The organism is Streptococcus raffinosi (assembly GCF_030284685.1).
In the GTDB taxonomy this organism is placed as follows: Bacteria; Bacillota; Bacilli; order Lactobacillales; family Streptococcaceae; genus Streptococcus; species Streptococcus raffinosi.
In genome coordinates this window covers 61,134-79,534 of sequence record NZ_JASUZV010000011.1, presented here as the reverse complement: position 1 = coordinate 79,534, position 18,401 = coordinate 61,134, and the positions used below count along the sequence as shown (strand labels likewise).

The 18,401-nt window shown below is 41.4% G+C and carries 22 protein-coding genes; 7 read left to right on the top strand and 15 right to left on the bottom strand.

The window, feature by feature from the left end:
* Positions 1–24 precede the first annotated feature (24 nt).
* The 6 genes from QRD39_RS08160 to QRD39_RS08135 all read right to left on the bottom strand — a co-directional run bounded on the left by QRD39_RS08160 (position 25) and on the right by QRD39_RS08135 (position 3,884).
* On the bottom strand, positions 25–735 hold the full coding sequence (locus QRD39_RS08160) for a MerR family transcriptional regulator (protein ID WP_285956188.1): 711 nt from the start codon (positions 733–735) through the stop codon (positions 25–27).
* Between the two features lie 90 nt (positions 736–825).
* Positions 826–1,251 (bottom strand): DUF3021 family protein, encoded by a 426-nt coding sequence (locus tag QRD39_RS08155; protein WP_285956187.1) that lies wholly within the window; start codon positions 1,249–1,251, stop codon positions 826–828.
* 9 nt (positions 1,252–1,260) lie between these two features.
* Complete coding sequence (locus QRD39_RS08150; protein ID WP_285956186.1) at positions 1,261–1,716, bottom strand: LytTR family DNA-binding domain-containing protein; 456 nt, start codon at positions 1,714–1,716, stop codon at positions 1,261–1,263.
* An 18-nt stretch (positions 1,717–1,734) separates the two neighbouring features.
* Positions 1,735–2,577, bottom strand: a complete 843-nt coding sequence (locus tag QRD39_RS08145; RefSeq protein WP_285956185.1) for an ABC transporter permease — start codon at positions 2,575–2,577, stop codon at positions 1,735–1,737.
* On the bottom strand, positions 2,577–3,443 hold the full coding sequence (locus tag QRD39_RS08140) for an ABC transporter ATP-binding protein (protein WP_285956184.1): 867 nt from the start codon (positions 3,441–3,443) through the stop codon (positions 2,577–2,579). Before QRD39_RS08140 ends, QRD39_RS08145 begins: the two co-directional genes overlap by 1 nt.
* A gap of 123 nt (positions 3,444–3,566) precedes the next feature.
* On the bottom strand, positions 3,567–3,884 hold the full coding sequence (locus QRD39_RS08135; protein WP_021151390.1) for a winged helix-turn-helix transcriptional regulator: 318 nt from the start codon (positions 3,882–3,884) through the stop codon (positions 3,567–3,569).
* 87 nt (positions 3,885–3,971) lie between these two features.
* Here QRD39_RS08135 and QRD39_RS08130 point away from each other — a divergent pair, with 87 nt between their 5' ends.
* Positions 3,972–4,277, top strand: coding sequence for a YciI family protein (locus QRD39_RS08130; protein WP_285956183.1), 306 nt, complete (start codon positions 3,972–3,974; stop codon positions 4,275–4,277).
* 94 nt (positions 4,278–4,371) lie between these two features.
* Here the strand turns inward: QRD39_RS08130 and QRD39_RS08125 are convergent, their stop codons facing one another.
* The gene (locus QRD39_RS08125) at positions 4,372–4,779 is read right to left on the bottom strand and encodes a YjdF family protein (RefSeq protein WP_285956191.1); all 408 of its coding nucleotides are present in this window, start codon (positions 4,777–4,779) and stop codon (positions 4,372–4,374) included.
* 179 nt (positions 4,780–4,958) lie between these two features.
* Entirely contained in the window at positions 4,959–7,460 is a 2,502-nt protein-coding gene (gene leuS, locus QRD39_RS08120; protein ID WP_285956182.1) for a leucine--tRNA ligase, read from the bottom strand.
* Positions 7,461–7,644: 184 nt separating this feature from the next.
* On the opposite strand from leuS, the gene QRD39_RS08115 reads away from it, so the two are divergent.
* Both QRD39_RS08115 and QRD39_RS08110 read left to right on the top strand, forming a co-directional pair.
* A complete protein-coding gene (locus QRD39_RS08115; protein WP_285956181.1) occupies positions 7,645–8,412 on the top strand; it encodes a DeoR/GlpR family DNA-binding transcription regulator in 768 nt (255 codons plus the stop codon).
* Positions 8,405–9,214: a Cof-type HAD-IIB family hydrolase gene (locus tag QRD39_RS08110; protein WP_285956180.1), complete on the top strand. Its 810-nt coding sequence runs from the start codon at positions 8,405–8,407 to the stop codon at positions 9,212–9,214. Before QRD39_RS08115 ends, QRD39_RS08110 begins: the two co-directional genes overlap by 8 nt.
* Before the next feature lie 129 nt (positions 9,215–9,343).
* On the opposite strand, the gene QRD39_RS08105 is transcribed toward QRD39_RS08110, so the two are convergent.
* From QRD39_RS08105 to pbp2a, 5 genes are all read right to left on the bottom strand, one after another.
* Complete coding sequence (locus QRD39_RS08105) at positions 9,344–9,832, bottom strand: phosphatase PAP2 family protein (protein ID WP_285956179.1); 489 nt, start codon at positions 9,830–9,832, stop codon at positions 9,344–9,346.
* 126 nt (positions 9,833–9,958) lie between these two features.
* Positions 9,959–10,498: a transcription termination/antitermination protein NusG gene (gene nusG / locus QRD39_RS08100; protein WP_008535769.1), complete on the bottom strand. Its 540-nt coding sequence runs from the start codon at positions 10,496–10,498 to the stop codon at positions 9,959–9,961.
* A gap of 203 nt (positions 10,499–10,701) precedes the next feature.
* A complete protein-coding gene (gene secE / locus QRD39_RS08095; RefSeq protein ID WP_008535768.1) occupies positions 10,702–10,878 on the bottom strand; it encodes a preprotein translocase subunit SecE in 177 nt (58 codons plus the stop codon).
* An 8-nt stretch (positions 10,879–10,886) separates the two neighbouring features.
* Complete coding sequence (gene rpmG, locus QRD39_RS08090) at positions 10,887–11,039, bottom strand: 50S ribosomal protein L33 (protein ID WP_002946904.1); 153 nt, start codon at positions 11,037–11,039, stop codon at positions 10,887–10,889.
* Positions 11,040–11,087: 48 nt separating this feature from the next.
* A complete protein-coding gene (gene pbp2a / locus QRD39_RS08085) occupies positions 11,088–13,415 on the bottom strand; it encodes a penicillin-binding protein PBP2A (RefSeq protein ID WP_285956178.1) in 2,328 nt (775 codons plus the stop codon).
* 65 nt (positions 13,416–13,480) lie between these two features.
* Here pbp2a and QRD39_RS08080 point away from each other — a divergent pair, with 65 nt between their 5' ends.
* The 4 genes from QRD39_RS08080 to QRD39_RS08065 all read left to right on the top strand — a co-directional run bounded on the left by QRD39_RS08080 (position 13,481) and on the right by QRD39_RS08065 (position 16,207).
* The gene (locus QRD39_RS08080; RefSeq protein ID WP_285956177.1) at positions 13,481–14,353 is read left to right on the top strand and encodes an RluA family pseudouridine synthase; all 873 of its coding nucleotides are present in this window, start codon (positions 13,481–13,483) and stop codon (positions 14,351–14,353) included.
* A gap of 169 nt (positions 14,354–14,522) precedes the next feature.
* A complete protein-coding gene (locus tag QRD39_RS08075) occupies positions 14,523–14,855 on the top strand; it encodes a TM2 domain-containing protein (protein WP_004183782.1) in 333 nt (110 codons plus the stop codon).
* A complete protein-coding gene (locus tag QRD39_RS08070; RefSeq protein ID WP_285956176.1) occupies positions 14,855–15,172 on the top strand; it encodes a DUF2752 domain-containing protein in 318 nt (105 codons plus the stop codon). The genes QRD39_RS08075 and QRD39_RS08070 overlap by 1 nt, the downstream gene beginning before the upstream one ends.
* A gap of 99 nt (positions 15,173–15,271) precedes the next feature.
* Positions 15,272–16,207, top strand: coding sequence for a superinfection immunity protein (locus QRD39_RS08065; protein WP_285956175.1), 936 nt, complete (start codon positions 15,272–15,274; stop codon positions 16,205–16,207).
* Positions 16,208–16,281: 74 nt separating this feature from the next.
* Here QRD39_RS08065 and groL read toward each other — a convergent pair whose 3' ends face one another.
* Positions 16,282–17,901 (bottom strand): chaperonin GroEL, encoded by a 1,620-nt coding sequence (groL, locus tag QRD39_RS08060; RefSeq protein WP_004183788.1) that lies wholly within the window; start codon positions 17,899–17,901, stop codon positions 16,282–16,284.
* Positions 17,902–17,946: 45 nt separating this feature from the next.
* Positions 17,947–18,234, bottom strand: a complete 288-nt coding sequence (groES, locus tag QRD39_RS08055) for a co-chaperone GroES (protein ID WP_285956174.1) — start codon at positions 18,232–18,234, stop codon at positions 17,947–17,949.
* Positions 18,235–18,401 lie beyond the last annotated feature (167 nt).

Here is an 18,401-nt window from a genome sequence, read left to right as displayed (position 1 = left end):
TAAGACTTTGGCTTTGGCTTTAGTTTATTGACAATAAATACGAATGGCTTCTGCGAGAAAGACTGCAGTACCCAATCCTCCAACTTTATCAATAAAGCTAGAAAAGCGATTATCTGTTTGGTACATCTGACCTAGACCAGCTAATACCGTTTGGTCACATGGATAAAAATGCTGACTAATATAGTCTTGTAACACCTTTACTTGCTTTTGAACACTATCATCACCGGGATTGGACTCCTTGAGCTGGCCGAAAGTAGACATAATTGCAGCCATCTCTTTTGTAACTTCAGGGAAGGATTCCTCCCCCTTAGCCGCAAAAGCTTGATAAGCTTCTTTCTGACCCCATCTAGCCTGGGCTTCTTGCTGAAATTCTTCCAACATTTTTTTATCAAATGCTTCAAATGACATTTCTTCTTCCTCCATTTGTAAGGCCTTGGCATGGGCTATGACGGCTTCTAAACGGGACTTTTTCAGCTCTAAAAGCTTGATTTGATCCTTAAGCGCTTGGACTTTATCATAGCCTGCTTGACCTACGATTTCCTTAATTTTTTTGAGAGGAAAGTCTAACTCACGGTAAAGCAATATTTCTTGCAAACGGACAACCGCATCGCGATTATAGTAACGGTAACCATTCTCAGCCACAACTGACGGTTTCAGCAAATCAATTTCGTCATAATAATGAAGGGTGCGCACACTGACACCTGATAGTTGGCTCACTTCTTTTACAGATTTCATTAGAACTCCTCTCTGATTAAGAGTATAGACTATGACGTGGCGTGAGGGTCAAGGGGCAAAAGAGTCTTTTTTTGAAGTTCGTACAATTTCTCACTTTTCTTTCTTTTTCTGGCTTCGACGATGTAATAAGGCTTGGTTAATACGTTGGGTTCTCATATGCATTTGCCAAATGAGGTAAAGCCAGATAATAATATAAACGGAAATGAAGACAATCCATATGATAGGATTCAGCATAGCATCAATCCAACCCGCTATTAGACAAGTCCCTATCAGTACAATCGCCGTCAACAAGAAATGCAAGATTACTCTAAGTCTGTAGGACATACGGTCAAGGTCTTCCAAAATCCACGAGAGCATCCCCATTAAGCCACTCATCATAAAGAGGGCTAAAATATTTCCCACACTAACTTTTGGATAGATAATCTGGGGATATAATTGACCTAGTAAAAGGAGGGCAAGATAGAAGAACGATCCCGTTCTCACGCCGGATACAAAATAAGCAATAAAACGTTTCATAGGTTCCTCCTAGACCCCTAAATAATCCATCAAGGATTTGACATATTTTCGGCTGACACTAGACTTAACGCCACCTGTCATTTTGGCCATCATATTGCCAGAAAAACTATCCGATAGGGATTCCAAATGGTCTATATTCATAACAGCATGACGTGATATCTGTAAAAAACTTCGACGATTGATGCGATGCTGAAAGTTTGTCAGTGTCTCTTTGATCGTATAGGTTTTGTCTATTGTATAAATCGTTAACACATTCTTATCAATTTCAGCTAGGATAATGTCATCAATTTTTACCATAACCAAATGATCATCCGTTTTAATAGGAATCACCACTTGATTTACAACTGAAAATTGTTCGAGGTAATCCATTACCTCTCGTGCTTGATCAGACAATCGCTCCGCTTGGATAACCACACAGGGGTCCTTTGTCGAAATACCTGATTTTTCTTCAAAACGAAGTTTCATTCCTACTCCAACTCTCACTTATTTTTTCTGGCTAGATATTTGCACTAAAGCAGTCCAAAGAATACCAGCAAGAAGAATACCTCCTAACACTATAAGGTATGTGTTTTCCTTTGTCAACAAACCTTGCCACTTGAGTTGAACACCCATTTTTTCTTGAAACTCTTGAAGAAACTTATCTTGACCTTTAAAGGTCTCACTTAATGTTTCTTTCATGAGTACTTGCCGATAAAGTGCAGCAATATAAGTTGCTGGGGTACATTTCATTAGTAGTTGAGCAAAATTGGGTAGAACGCCCAAAGGTACATAAGTTCCTACCAAAAAGCCAGAAGCTGTACCCACTATGGTCGCAAACTTTCCAAGGCTGTCTACTGATTGGAAAAAATGAACAAAAATGGCATTCACCAAGCTAGAAAGCAGGCTACTAAGCAGCATAATGAGGAGTACTTCAGGTAGTATGGATAGTTTGGGAACTTCTCTAAAATAGCCACACATCAGCACATACATAAGGACCTGCATAGATAAAGAAATGATGATTGCACTCGCTAGATACGAAAACGCTAATCGCCATTTCCCATGATTCGATAAATAAAGGTCCTGATCTACTTGACGTTCACGGTCCTTTACCAGCTGAGTCAAGGCAGCCAGACTAGTCGTAATCCCTGTCACTGCTAGCGTTCCACTCATTAGCCAATTATTTAACAAAGGACCACTATTGGGAAGCTGAGCCCAGGCATCCGTTAGATTCTTTTGGAGAAAGATAATATAGAGAATAAAGGAAATCAAGGCTCCCAACAGGGAGAAGAAAACTCCTGAACGATTCCTAAAATACAATAAAAAATTTCGCTTTAGTAAGGCTAGCATTAGCGGACCTCCCTTCCTGTAAGTGCAATAAAGGCATCATCCATGGTCCCTGGACGAAACTCAAAATGGGCTATTTTATCTCTAACTTTTGCCAGATAATCAATAGCTTCCCTTTCACTATCGGGTTGAAAAACATACTCCAATTGACTTTGTTGCTCTACTGACATTCCCGAAGTTTTGAGACTTTCTATCTGCTGTATCTCCTTGAAGCGAATCTTCAAGATGTTTTTTGCATACTGACTCTTAATATCTAATGCCGATCCTTGAGCAATCACTTTCCCATGGTCCACAATATAAATCTGATCAGCTTCATCTGCTTCGTCAAGATAATGCGTAGTCAATACAACGGTCATTCCCTCTTCTCTCTGCAATTGATAGAGCAAATCCCAAATAGACTTCCGGGTTTGAATGTCTAAACCTGTCGTTGGCTCATCTAAGAACAAAAGGTCTGGACCGTGCAGTAGAGCACGCGCAATGTCAACCCGACGCTTTTGGCCGCCTGAAAGCGTCCCATATTTCTGCTTTTGGAAAGCTGATAGGCCTAGTCGATCAATAAGATCAGACACACGATTTGGTTTTAGGCCTTTGTACTGTCTGGCACGAATGGTCAGATTTTCCCTAACCGTCAGCATCTCATCTAAAACACTGGTTTGGAAGACCACACCAATTTTAGTACCGGGTTCATAAATAATGTCGCCTTGCGTTGGTTGTTTCAAACCAATCAACATGGAAATCGTCGTTGATTTCCCCGCCCCATTTGGTCCTAGAATCGCATTGAACGTCCCTCTTTTAAATTGTAAGTGAATATTATCCACGGCAAGATGATTTCCGTAACGTTTGCTTATGTTTTTAGCTTGTAATATCATGTTCTCTCTCCTTTTGATAGAACCAGTCTAGCAAAAAAGCCGTTTAAAAAACGGCCTTTTGGGATAAGTGGTCAAAATGAGAGTCCAAGTGGTGAGATGGGAGAGATAAAAATGAGGACAAATTTATTGCAGCCATTCTTTACCCCATTGATTCAAGTCCCTTAAAATCGGCATTAGTGACTTGCCTTTTTCTGTCAGCTCATATTCTGTATGGAGTGGTATCGTTTCAAAATCATATTTCTCAATCAATTGGTTCTCTATTAAAACATCTAGTCCACGTGTCAAACTGATCGTTGTAATCCCTTCAACTTCTCTTCTCAATTGATTGAAACGAACTTTCTTATGCTTGTTTATAACCCATAATATATTCATCCTCCATTTCCCACCAACCACATCTAAGACTCGAGACATACTACAGTTCCAATTTTTATTTGTTAACATTTTTTCTCCTTACAAAAATGTGCCTACTATTCAGGTAGTTTGTAAAGTATTATAATCTATTTATCATTTATTTTAAAGGAGTCACTTATGTTTATTGTAAATCTTACCTATATCAAGCCCCTTGATAAAGTTGAAAAATTCTTAGAAAAACACATAGATTTTTTAAATCAGTATTATACAAAAGGTCATTTTATCGCATCTGGAAGGAAAAATCCAAGGACCGGCGGTATCATTCTCATGAGAGCTAAAAACAAGGAAACAGTTCAAGAAATCATTATGCAGGATCCATTCTATAAAAATGAGATTGCCCAGTATGATATCATTGAATTTGAGGTAAGTAAGTATTGTCCGGAATTTGAGACTATCATCAGTAAATCTTTTGACGACAAGTAACTAGATTAGAAAACAGTTGAAATCCATTCTTCAATACTAATAAAAATAGCTCCTTTCTACTTAGAAAAGAGCTGTTTCTATAAAGAGAAACACATTAATGTCCTTTATGCTTCTCCCTTCGTTTTTGCTGTTTGCGTTCAAATTTCTCTTGTTTGAGCAATTGCTTTTGGACACTAGATTGATGTTTTGAAATCTTTTTCCTTTCCTCATACTGCAACTGCAATAGTTCTTTCGACTTGGAAGAAACTTTCTGATTTACTTGTTTCTTCACCATTCGCTGTAATCGTTTAGGATTCTTGATTTTTACATGTTGCTTAACTATAGCTTCTGGACTAAAAGATAATTGAGTAAACTGAGTCTGTAAGATCTCTAGAAATTCATCATCTTTTGGCTCCTGACCAAATGTCACACGACAAACTTGATAAGTTTCTAGATACACTTGTTCGAACAAACCATGCCAAAATCCATCTTCAAAATAAACTGTCAATCCAATTGAAATTATTCCACGACAGCACCTCCTTAAATCTATCCCTAAGAATGGACAACCAAGGAGGAAGGTTACTGATAGGCTTGCCTACGTCTGGACTACCAACCAGAACTGTGTTTTTATCTTAGTTGGGACTATTATAGCATATAGCGATACAAAAAATCCTCCAGAGCTTAACTCTGAAGGATTCATTTTTATTTCACAACGATATTAACGAGTTTATTAGGTACCGCAATCACCTTAACAATTTCCTTGCCATCGATCTCTGCTTTGACTTTTTCGTTAGCAAGAGCTACTTCTTGCAACTCTTCGCGTGATAGGTCTTTAGCAACCATGAGTTTGGCACGGACTTTACCTTTGATTTGGACGACGATTTCGATTTCGTCTTCAATCAATTTGCTTTCGTCCCATGTTGGCCAAGCTACGTAAGAGATTGACTCACCTGTTGCTACGACTGTTTGCCAGAGTTCTTCTGCCAAGTGAGGGGCAAATGGGGCAATCAATTGAACGAAGCCTTTGGCGTAGTCCACATAGAGTTTGTCTTCCTTGTTAGCAGCGTTAACAAAGACCATGAGTTGAGCAATAGCTGTGTTGAATTTCATAGACTCGATTTGCTCAGTAACAGATTTAACGGTTTCGTTATAAACCTTGTCAAGAGCACCATTGTTTTCCTCAACGATTTCCTTACTTGTAATCAAACGGTAAACACGGTCAAGGAATTTACGACTTCCTTCCAAGCCTTCTTCAGACCAAGCGATAGAAGCATCGAGTGGTCCCATGAACATTTCATAGACACGAAGGGTATCCGCACCATATTGTTCCACCACATCGTCTGGGTTAACAACATTCTTGAGGGATTTAGACATCTTGGCTGGTGCTTGCTCCAACTCTTCTCCTGTTTCCATGTGGAAGAAGGAACCGTCACGTTTTTCAACCTTGTCAGTTGCCACAAGAGCTCCACGGTAGTCACGGTAGCTAGTTCCTAAAATCATTCCTTGGTTAAAGAGTTTTTGGAATGGTTCTTTAGTTGGAACGACACCGAGGTCATAGAGGAACTTGTGCCAGAAACGAGCGTAAAGCAGGTGGAGAACGGCGTGTTCTGCACCACCCACGTAGATATCGACTGGCAACCATTGTTTGAGGAGGTCCTCATCAGCCAATTTTTCTGTGTTATGTGGGTCGATATAGCGAAGGTAGTACCAACTTGAGCCAGCCCATTGTGGCATGGTGTTGGTTTCACGACGACCTTTGACACCATCTTCGCGAGTCACTTCAAGCCAGTCGGTCAAGTTAGCCAATGGGCTTTCACCAGTACCTGAAGGGCGGATATCCTTGGTTACTGGCAAGACGAGTGGCAATTCACTTTCTGGAACGGCTGTCGAAGTTCCATCTTCCCAATGAATGATTGGGATTGGTTCACCCCAGTAGCGTTGACGGCTAAAGAGCCAGTCACGAAGACGGTAAGTGATCTTTTCTTGACCAAAGCCTTTTTCTTCCAACCAAGCAACGATTTTAGCAATCGCTTCTTCTTTGTTGAGACCGTTCAAGAAGTCAGAGTTGACATGAAGGCCATCTTCTGTGTAAGCAGCTTCTTCAACGTTGCCACCTTCGAGCACCTCTACAATTGGAAGATCAAACTGTTTAGCAAATTCCCAGTCACGCTCATCGTGGGCAGGTACGGCCATGACGGCACCTGTTCCGTAGCTAGCAAGAACATAGTCGGCAATCCAGATTGGAATTTCTTTACCATTGACAGGGTTGATGGCATAAGCACCCGTCCAAACCCCTGTTTTTTCCTTGGCAAGGTCTGTACGAGCCAAGTCTGATTTCAGACTGGCTTGATGCTTGTAGTCAGCTACAGCCTCAGCTTGTTCAGGTGTTGTGATGGCATCTATTAGTTCATGCTCAGGCGCCAAAACAGTGAAGGTCGCACCGAAAAGGGTGTCAGGACGTGTCGTAAAGACTGTGAATTCCTTGTCAGTCCCTTTCACTTTGAAGGTGACATTGGCACCAGTTGATTTACCGATCCAGTTGCGTTGCATGTCCTTGATAGATTCTGGCCAGTCAAGATCATCCAAGTCAGTCAGCAAACGTTCTGCGTAGGCAGTGATTTTGAGCATCCATTGGCGCATTGGTTTACGGACAACTGGATAGCCTCCACGCTCAGACGTTCCATCAGGAAGAACTTCTTCGTTGGCGATGGCTGTTCCCAATTCTTCCACCCAGTTGACTGGCACTTTAGCTTCATAAGCCAAGCCTTTTTCGTAAAGTTTGGTGAAAATCCATTGCGTCCATTTGTAGTAGTTTGGATCTGTTGTGTTGACTTCACGATCCCAGTCGTAAGAGAAGCCAAGCGCATTGATTTGGCGTTTGAAGTTAGCAATATTCTCTGCTGTGAATTCTGCTGGGTCATTCCCTGTATCCATAGCGTATTGCTCAGCAGGCAAACCAAAGGCATCCCATCCCATTGGGTGAAGGACGTTGTAGCCTTGTGCACGTTTGAAACGGCTGAGGATATCAGTCGCTGTGTATCCTTCTGGGTGTCCTACGTGAAGACCCGCTCCAGATGGGTAAGGGAACATGTCAAGCGCATAAAACTTAGGTTTTGAGGCATCTGTTCCTGTCTTAAAAGTGTGATTGTCAGCCCAGTATTTTTGCCACTTAGGCTCGATTTCTTTATGATTGTAAAAACTCATGGTTTCTCTCCAATATTCGTAATGCTTCTATTATAGCATTTTTGAGGGATTTTTAAAGATGGTAGGGGAAGTTTAAGGGGGCGAATTGACCTTAAGGTATTTTGCGTCTTTTTAAGTTTTTATGCTATTTTATGCCACGAAACAAGCTGGAAATGCTATAATGATATCAGAAAGAAGGTGACTCATGTATCAGGAACAACGATTAGAGAAAATATTAACACTCTTGGAAGAGCGAGGAACCCTATCTGTCAAGGAAATGGTTGACGCATTAGGTGTTTCCAAAGATACCGTCAGAAGAGATTTCGACTGTCTCAGCCAGAGGAATCTGGCTCAGCGTACCCATGGCGGCATTCTTCCAGTTAAAAATACCACTGTTCTTGGCTTCCAAGAACGTCAGAAAGGACTCACTGAAGACAAGAAAAAAATGGCAGACCTGGCGCTTAGCTTGGTCAAAGAACAGTCTCTCCTCTTCTTTGATGTCTCTACCTTGATGCTTGAGGTTTCTCAAAAGCTAGATAAAAGCGTTACCGTCTACTCCCACTCTTTGGATAACGCCTTGGTCCTAAGTGGCAAAGAAGGCGTTGACTTCCATCTCTTGGGAGGAAGATTTTACAGCAAAAACCGCTTCTACTATTCACTTCACGAAGCCCAGTTCTTGCAACATCTACAATTTGACATAGCTTTCTTTGGGGCGGCTAGTCTCAGTCAAGGATTGGTTAGCTTTGAAGATGAAGAGGACGTTGCCGTCAAACAGCTAGCCATGCAGGCTGCCAGAACCAAGATACTTATTGCTGAAGTAGACAAGTATGAAAAACATTCCAAATATATATTGGGCAAGATTGAAGACTTCGACTACTGGATTACAGATAAGAAACCTGAGCCTGATTTAGTCGAAGCTCTTAAAGACAAGGTAATAATTTTATACGACGAGAAGGAAAGCAATTATGAGTAATATTCGTTTGATTATCAGTGACATTGATGGCACTATTCTCACCAGTCACCACCAGATAGATGAGCAGCTGATTGAGGTCATGCCAGAGCTTGAAAAGGCAAAGATCCCCTTTGTTTTAGCTTCGGCCCGTTCTCCACTAGGGATGCAACCAATCGCTCATAAACTGGGACTTCCTGAAAATCCTATCGCCTGCTACAACGGCGCCTTAGTACTCGAGGGTAATCGTACTATCATCGAACATCCTGTGGATAAAACTGAAATCCAAGAACTTCTTAGCTACTTATCCACAGACTACCCGAGTGTATCTGTGAATATCTACTCTGGCAAGGATTGGATTACCAACCAACTAGACAGATGGTCTCAGCTGGAAGCAGGTATCACAGGTGAATCTCCTATTCTTAAGGAACTACAAGAAACTGTCTCAGACTCTGAACCACCTATCCACAAGCTTTTGTTGATTGATGAACCTAAAGTTATCCAGGACCTCCACCAAAAACTCCTAAGCATGGATTTTCCACAGACAGCCTTCTACTTATCCAAAGATAACTACCTTGAAGTCACAGCCAAACACGTTTCTAAAGAGCATGCTCTCCTTGAGGTTGCCAAATATTATGACATCCCGCTTGAACAGGTTATGACTATTGGTGATAACTTCAACGATAGCCCTATGCTGGCTCTGGCTGGACTAGGAATTGCTATGGGCAATGCACCTGAAGGGGTCAAGGAAACTGCAAACTTAGTAACGGCTTCAAACGATGATCATGGTGTCGCTCAAGCCATTACAGAGCACGTCCTAAACTAAATACTATTCAATGGTGGAAACAACTTTTAATTGCCAACTCGATTTTAGAACAGAAGGAAAGGTACCCTAAGGGGCCTTTTCTTTTTTCAAGGAAAAAAGCCTTCCTCTATCGAAGAAGACCAGAATTTTCTAAAGGTAAAGAAGGAGGCCCACAAGAATTCCAATGACATAGCCTGCCAAAACATCACTAGGATAATGAACGCCACCTAGCACACGCAAGATAGCCAGAATTGCTGCCAAAAAAAGCATAGTCCCACCTAGCCAGGGGTTAATCATCAGTGCCAACATAGCAATGACAGTCGCTGAGAAAACATGCCGACTGGGAAAAGATTTGCCAAGACTGTCCTTCTTAATAAGGGGTTGAATATCCCAAGTCTGATAAGGGCGTGGGCGATTATAGAGCCTACGACCAAGAGAAAGGAGAAAGAAGCATCCTCCCATAATAAGCACTGTCGTAAAAAGAACAAACCAGCCATTTCTCAGCCAAACCAAACTAAGAAATATAGGAAAAAGTAGGTAAAAAGTCCTAGTTATAACCTTATTAAGCCTCTCTAAAATACTAGTATAAGGACGCAATGGACCGCTAATCCTATCGTAAAATCGTTTATAATTCATCATCATCAGTTAGAAAAAGGGAGTGACACAGAACTAAATTTAAAAAATCTAGCTTCTAGTCTCTCCCTCATGTTTAATGAGATAGTCTTCCGAGGTTGAAATCTCTATCTCGACCTTTTTTTGTCTATCTTAAAGTTCAGCGATTTGGTAAAGTTCAAGTTCGGCTGCTGTTTCAGAACCAAACATGTTAATCATGATTTTAACCTTGTTATTGTCAATTTCCACAACACGGCCTTCTTGACCCATAAAGGCACCATCAATGATTTGAACCACATCACCAACCTTGATATTAGTATCAAAGACATCAACAGTTTGACCCATTGAAATCAAGATTTGACGAATTTCTTCTTCCAAGAGTGGAGTAGGTTTAGAACGGTTACCGTGAGAACCAACGAAACCAGTAACGTTTGGAGTGTTACGAACAACGAACCATGCTTCGTCTGTCATTACCATCTCAACAAGAACGTATCCTGGGAAGCGGTTTTCTTCCACTTCTTTAACCTTACCATTTTTCTCAACATTGACAGTTTGAGTAGGGATTTCAACGCGCAAGATATTTTCAAGCATGTTGTAAGTCTGAGCACGTTGCAAAAGGTTTTCTTTAACTTTGTTTTCGTATCCTGAATACGTTTGAAGGACGAACCAGCCCTTATCGAATGAATCTAACATTTTAGGATTCCTTTCTTTTTTACTAAAATGGCACTTAGACTCAGAGGAATCTGGATGAGATAACCATCTGAGTGGTAAAAGCACGTGGAGTATCTGTTTTCATTCAAAGCCTAATAAAAAAGCCTCGTGGCCTTTGTTTTCGCTTTTATCTGCACTTATTATAACAAAAAAGAGCAGGCATTCCTACTCTTTTTGTGTTTTCTTTAGAAAAAGTTAATCAGTGCTGACATAGCGCGACTCAACAATACATCAAACGCATAGATGATGACTGTGAAGAACGCAGTATACTCAAGAACTGAAATAAAATCGTGCCAGCGTTGTTTGCGATCTGGCCAAGTCGTGTCTTTCAAGACTTTGAAAATACTTCCAGTTTGTCTCACGGTGTCTCCTATCTTGTTTCTTTATGCAAGGTATATTTTTTACAATTTTTACAAAACTTGTTCACTTCTAGTCGTGTTGGTTTGGGAGTGCTACTAACACTAATCGAGTAGTTTCGGTTCCCACAATCTGCACACGCTAGGCTTGCTTTTTTTTGTGCCATAACGCCTCCGTTCTTTTTATCTTACCACTTTTAAACTTAATTGACAAGCTATCTGAATAGACCTGAGAAGGAGTCTGAGATCTTATCCCATAGGCTACTTGCCTGGTCTTTGACATCATTCACAACGTCAGAAGCCTTGTCTGTCCATGACTTATTATTGCTATTACGTGAATCGTTTGGATTTGCTGTATAATCTAAGGTTTGACCATCAGCCGCATAAGCATTTTCAACAGTAAACTCAGTTCCTGGTGTATTTGGCAAAACATCTGCAGCAATATAGCTGAAAATAGTTGAAGCCGTTCCTGAGCTAGCCCCTGTCAAGTAGTGACTCTCATCGGTCTTGTCAAAACCAATCCAAGTTGTCATGACCACATCAGGCGTATAACCAATCACCCACTGGTCACTGGTCAAATCTTTGTTAAATTCTGCCTGAACAGTACCTGTCTTACCTGCCATAGTATAACCTGTATAATTGGCATTAACAGCAGAACCATTTGAATAGGTTCCAAGCATCATACTGGTCATTTGATTGGCAACTGACTGGCTGATAACACGTTTAGACTTCTTACTATGAGTAGCGATGATATCTCCACTGGCATTTTCAATTTTAGTAATGAAATAAGCAGTGTTCATCTCACCACCGTTGGCAAAGGTCGCGTAAGCCTGAGCCATTTGAAGAGGACTAGCTGTCACACCACCACCAAGGGCAACTCCCAATTCTTCTGGGACATTGTCAAAGTTAAGACCAAATTTCTGACCATAACTAATTCCTTTTTGAATACCGATTTGATTAAAGAGGTAAACTGCTGGTATATTGTACGAATTAGCCAAAGCTTGATACATAGGCACATCCTCTGTCTCAACACCACCGTAGTTGGTTGGCGTATACCCGTTGTAGTCAATCGGTTTATTTGGAAGGTCCTTGTTAATACTCCACCCCGAAGCAAGAGCCGGGGCATAGACTACCAAAGGTTTGATGGTCGAACCAGGACTACGCTTCCCTTGGGTGGCATAGTTGAAGTTACGGAAGGTTGTATCACTGGTACCACCTACACGACCGACTAAACCACGGACTGCTCCAGTCGACGGATCGAGGGCCACACTAGCTGACTGAGCTGTACTACCATCACTTTCTGATGTTGGGAAGAGATAGGTATTTTCATAGGTCTGTTGCATATTAGCCTGTGAATTGGCATCCATCTCTGTATAGATTTTATAGCCGTTCTTAACAATCTCATCCTCACTCAAACCGTAGGTCTTAGTGGCTTCTTCGATGACGGCATCAAAGTAAGAAGGATACTTGTAGTCATCACCAGTTCCTTGATAGGTATCATCCAAACGACTCGCCATATCTACTCCAGCAGCACTGTCAGCGTCAGCCTGGCTCAACTTCTTGTCATCAACCATGTTGGCAAGGACTGTGTTTCGACGGTTGGTCGCATTTTTGATATTGTCAATGGGATTGTAAATTTCAGGTCCCTTAAGCATACCAGCAAGGGTAGCCGCCTCATCAACGGTTAGATTAGCAGCACTCGTACCAAAGTATTTTTGGCTGGCATCTTCAACACCCCAAACCCCATTGCCGAAATAAGCATTATTAAGGTACATGGTGAGGATTTCTTTTTTGCTATACTTCTTGGTTAATTCCAAAGAAAGGAAGAATTCCTTGGCCTTACGTGTCACTGTCTGCTCTTGAGTCAAAAAGGCATTCTTAGCCAATTGTTGCGTAATGGTTGAACCACCACCAAAGTGTCCCATAGACACAATCGCCAAGAGGAAACGTTGAACATTGACACCACTATTTTTATAGAAAGTTCGGTCTTCTGTTGCGATAACAGCATTTTCCAAGCTATCACTAATGGCATCAAGCTCCACATAGGTTCCTTTTTGTCCTGACAAAGAACCGGCTTGATTGCCATCTTTATCATAGATAACCGTAGTTGCCTTCAGGGCATCTTGAAGATCTGAGACATTGGTTGTCTTAGCAATGTAAAAGAGGTAGGAACCTATAGTCAGAACCAGTATAGCCACTAAAATAAAGAGAATCTTGCCAATATGATAGCGACGCCAGAAATGACGAATAGGATTTCTTGGTGAAAGGGTGAATTTGCTCAAGAAAGCCTGAACCTTACCCAGTGGCTTGCTTGTATCAATAGGTTTCTTTTGCTTAGAACGTTGATAACGTGAGGATTCTTGATTTTCTCGAGACATATCTAGGTCTTCAACAGCCTGTTCAACCTCATCAGGCTTCTTGGTGAAAAGACCCTTAATCTTGTCTTGAAAATCCTTTGATTTCCCTACAGATTGATCATTCTTAACCCTTTTGCCTTTTTCTTCTTTAAAAATTTTGTTTTTTAGATTATCAAAAAATGTCATAACTTTATTATACCAAGTTTTAAGGGATTCTGTCCTCTTTGAAGCGTTCATGATATAATGAAGCCATGACTATACATGTAGATATTATCAATCCCTATCCCACAACAACGGTCAAAGACCTGCTTGAATCAAAACTCCTCATTCCCCGCAAAATTCGTCATTTCCTACGTACGAAAAAACACGTGCTCATCAACGGAGAAACCATTAATTGGCAAAGCCCAGTTGAAAAAGGCGATAAAATTAGCCTGACCTTTGACACAGAAGACTATCCTGATAAAACTATTCTCATGGGGAAAGCCAGTCTTGTAGAGCCTCTCTATGAGGATCAGCATCTCATCGTTGTCAATAAACCCGAGGGGATGAAGACGCATGGTAATGAGCCTACAGAGATAGCCCTGCTTAACCATGTCTCAGCCTACTGTGATCAAACCTGTTATGTCGTTCATCGACTAGATATGGAAACTAGTGGGGCTGTGCTTTTCGCTAAAAATCCTTTTATTCTACCAATCCTCAACCGACTCCTGGAAGATAAGCTCATCCAACGTCAATATTGGGCTTTGGCAGAAGGAAGGTTTCAGACTAGGGAAACCGTTTATAAAGACAAGATTGGTCGTGACCGCCACGATCGCAGAAAACGTGTGGTGGACCCTCGAAAAGGACAGCGTGCTTATACGACGGTCACGCGCCTCAAGACCTTCAATAGTGCTAGTCTGGTCAACTGTCAGTTGAAGACCGGCCGTACCCACCAAATTCGTGTTCATCTAGCCCATCATGGACATGCTATCTTGGGAGATCCACTATATAGCCGCCGACATGCATCCCGCCTCATGCTCCACGCCCACTCCCTCAGTTTCACCCATCCCTTAACACTCGAAAAAATCACTGTGCAGGCTAGATCAGAAAGTTTTGAACAAGGGTTGAGAAATCACAAACCATAGAAGCAAGCTCATTCTCAGACATGGTGCGAAAGGATTATCCTTATTTATAGGACAGTGGAAGCTTGCAAATAAGTTGCTTTTATTGACTTCGAAAGCCTTGACCACCTTGAATCTCCCTAGACATTATGTTAAGCTTTACATATCATATAAATTAGAGGAGTATTTCATTATGAATCCAGCAGATCAATGGTTAGCTATCAATGCCAAGTATTTCCCAACAGAACAAGTTCAATATATTCGCCAACGTATTGAGGCTCTTCCAGAGGCACAAGTCCAATTGCTCTATACACTTAGTTTCCAAGACCCAACCATGATGTTGGTTATCTCACTTTTCGGTGGATCTCTTGGAATTGACCGCTTTATCTTAGGACACGTGGGATTAGGTGTTGGTAAACTATTGACAGGCGGTGGCTGTGGTATCTGGACAATCGTTGACTGGTTCCTTATCATGGATGCTACTCGTCAAGCAAATGCTCAAAAACTTTATTCTCTTATCGGCTAATGAAAACCTATTTCACACGCTTGTGGGCTTACCACCAGCGTTTTTTTAGACTGTACCTCTTACTTTTAGTGGCTATCTACGGAATTTATCTTCTACACCTTCCAACACCACTCAGCCTTATCCTTAAACCTTTTGGCATAAAAAGTTGGAGTGCCGGATTAACACGGGCTAGTGTTAGGCTTTTTCACCTAGATTGGCAGGGAGCTTGGAACTATAATCCCCTAATCTATCCTCTGGTAATATATATCTTTGCCTATGTCTTTCTTTTTCCTATTTTCAGCGACAAGAACGTCAATACGAAAGTGCCGGGCAAATAAAGTAACCATTCCTATATAACTCCCATTGCACATCATTAACACTATTGCTATAATTGTAATTATCAAATTTTATAATCAACTCAAACGGAGGTTAAAAACATGAATCAAAAAGATTGGATTGATTTTTTCCAGGCAGTTAACGGACGCAATCCAAGTATCCAAGAGATGGCTGATGCAGCCAAGAGAGGCGAATTTGTCCGAGAAAGCTCTAAAAGACAGGAACAACCTGTTGAGGTAAAAAAAGCTGAGGAAACGGTAGAAATCAAGGACCCTTTGGCACCTGTCGAACCAGCCAAAACTGAAGAAACAGTAGAAACGACACCCCCTAAAAAAGCCACAGAAAGTGTTGAACCTGTCGTTGAGAGCTATGATGTCGCTGAAGAACCCTTAGTTGATTCTAGTATTGAAGAAAGACAAACTTTCCAAACTCCTAACCTAGGTCAAGAAGCTCCAACAGCTAACTTTCAAGCGCAAGTAAATCCAATACAGGGCACTACTAATAAGTCTTTAAATTCCTTTGCCCAGCAAACTAATGCAAGCTTCCAACAAACAAACAGCACCTTTAATGAGCCTTGGAAGAAGCCAGAAAAGAAATCCCCAACAAACCTCATCATGGTAGCCATTGCTACCATCCCAGTTATCCTTTGGGCTCTTGGATTGTTCTTACTTGGAGTTGTTGGAGACGAATCTAGTATGGGCTTGGGTTTGGCATTTTGGATTTTGATTTTGGGTCTACCAGCAATCATTATTGACATCCTACCAGCACTTCTAAACAAAACAGATAAGAAATGGCTAATCTTTGTTTTCTCAATACTATTAAGCTGGACTTTCCTTGGATGGCTCATCTTACTCATTGTTTCTATCAACATGAATAAGGAAGCAGAACGTCTTAAACAGCAACAAATGATGATGCAGATAACAGGAGAACCCGGAAACACTGCTGCCTACAATTCCTTCCAAACACAAGCAAGGACAGCGCAACAATTCCAAGATACTTCGTTTGGTCCTAACTCAAATCCAAATAACAATAACTAAATTTCCTTAGTTGACACAAAAAACCTAGAAAAGTGAAAACTCTTCTAGGTTTTTATTGTTTACTTCTTAAAATCTTAGTAACCCATCATACCTGGATCCATAGCTGGTGCTGCTGGAGCCTCTGGTTCAGGCTTATTAGCAACAACTGCTTCTGTTGTCAAGATAAGACTAGCTACAGAAGCGGCATTTTGAAGGGCAGAACGTGTTACCTTAACTGGGTCAATGATTCCTGCTTCAACCATATCTACCCACTCACCGTTGGCAGCGTTAAAGCCTGTACCAACTGGGCTGTTCTTCAATTTATCGATGATAACTGAACCTTCATAACCAGCATTGAAAGCAATTTGACGAACTGGTTCTTCCAAGGCACGAAGGACAATGTTACGTCCTGTAGCGTCGTCACCTTCAAGGTCAAGTTCAGCTACCTTAGCAATAACATTGACTAGAGCTGTACCACCACCAGCTACGATACCTTCTTCAACAGCGGCACGAGTGGCATTAAGGGCATCTTCGATACGAAGCTTCATTTCTTTGAGGGCTGTTTCAGTGGCTGCACCAACCTTAACGACAGCAACCCCACCTGACAATTTAGCCAAACGTTCTTGAAGTTTTTCACGGTCAAATTCAGAAGTTGTTGTTTCCAATTGAGACTTGATAAGGTTGACACGGTTGGCAATAGCTTCTTGGCTTCCTGCCCCTTCAACGATAACTGTGCTATCCTTTTCAACAGTTACTTTCGAAGCTTGACCAAGCGCTGCCATAGTCGCATCCTTAAGCTCAAGGCCAAGGTCTTCTGTGATGACAGTTGCTCCTGTCAAAACGGCAATGTCTTCCAACATCGCTTTACGACGGTCACCAAAGCCAGGGGCCTTAACAGCTACGACATTGAAGGTTCCACGAATCTTGTTAAGAACAAGTGTTGGAAGAGCTTCACCATCCACGTCATCAGCAATAATCAAAAGTGGACGGCTTGTCTTAAGCACTTCTTCCAAGAGTGGAAGAACATCTTGGATATTTGAAATTTTCTTGTCAGTCACAAGGATAAATGGATTATCAAGGTCAGCTACCATTTTTTCATTGTCAGTCACCATGTATTGAGAAAGATAACCACGGTCAAATTGCATACCTTCGACCACTTCCAGTTCTGTCTCCATACCACGAGACTCTTCAATAGTGATAACTCCGTCATTACCAACACGTTCCATAGCTTCTGAAATGTATTCACCAACTTTTTCAGAGCGAGATGAAACCGCTGCAACTTGAGCAATAGCTTCCTTATTGGCAACTGGTTGGGCAATGGCTTTAAGCTCTTCCACGGCTGTAGCTACAGCTGCTTCAATCCCACGACGAATACCAATTGGATTAGCACCAGCCGTTACGTTTTTGAGCCCTTCACGGACAATAGCTTGTGTCAAAACGGTTGCTGTGGTTGTTCCGTCACCGGCAATATCATTCGTTTTTGAAGCCACTTCGCTAACGAGTTTGGCCCCCATATTTTCAAAGTGATCTTCAAGTTCAATTTCTTTAGCGATTGTCACACCATCATTAGTGATAAGAGGTGATCCAAAAGCCTTTTCCAAAACAACATTACGACCCTTAGGGCCAAGCGTTACCTTAACTGTATCAGCTAAAGCATCAACACCACGCACCATTGCTGCGCGTGCATCTGATGAAAATTTAATATCTTTTGCCATAGTTACTCCTTCTTTATCTTAGTTTATATTCTGATTGGCTAAAACCTAGGCTAGGACTGCTAAAATATCTGCTTCACGAATAATAGAAACGGAATCATCACCGTCTTTAACAGTGACACCTGCACCATTTTCAACAAGGACTTTATCGCCTGCTGCAACACTAGGTGCAATCAATTCACCAGTAAGCGTACGAACGCCTTCACCTACTGCCAAAACCTCTGCAGTCTTTGTAGCTTCATGACTAGCTCCTGCCAATACAAAGCCACTAGCTGTTTTTTCTTCTGTTTCTTCAAAACGGACGACGATGCGATCGCCCAATGGTTTCAATGCCATACCAATTACCTCCAAATGTTATTTCGTATAAGTAACGTTTTAAACGTTGTTTTTAGCACTCGTACACAATGAGTGCTAATCTATATATTCATTTTAGCACTTGGTCAAAAATAGTCAAGAAAAAACTACCCAAAACATAAACTTTGGATAGTTTCTTTTCTAATCTC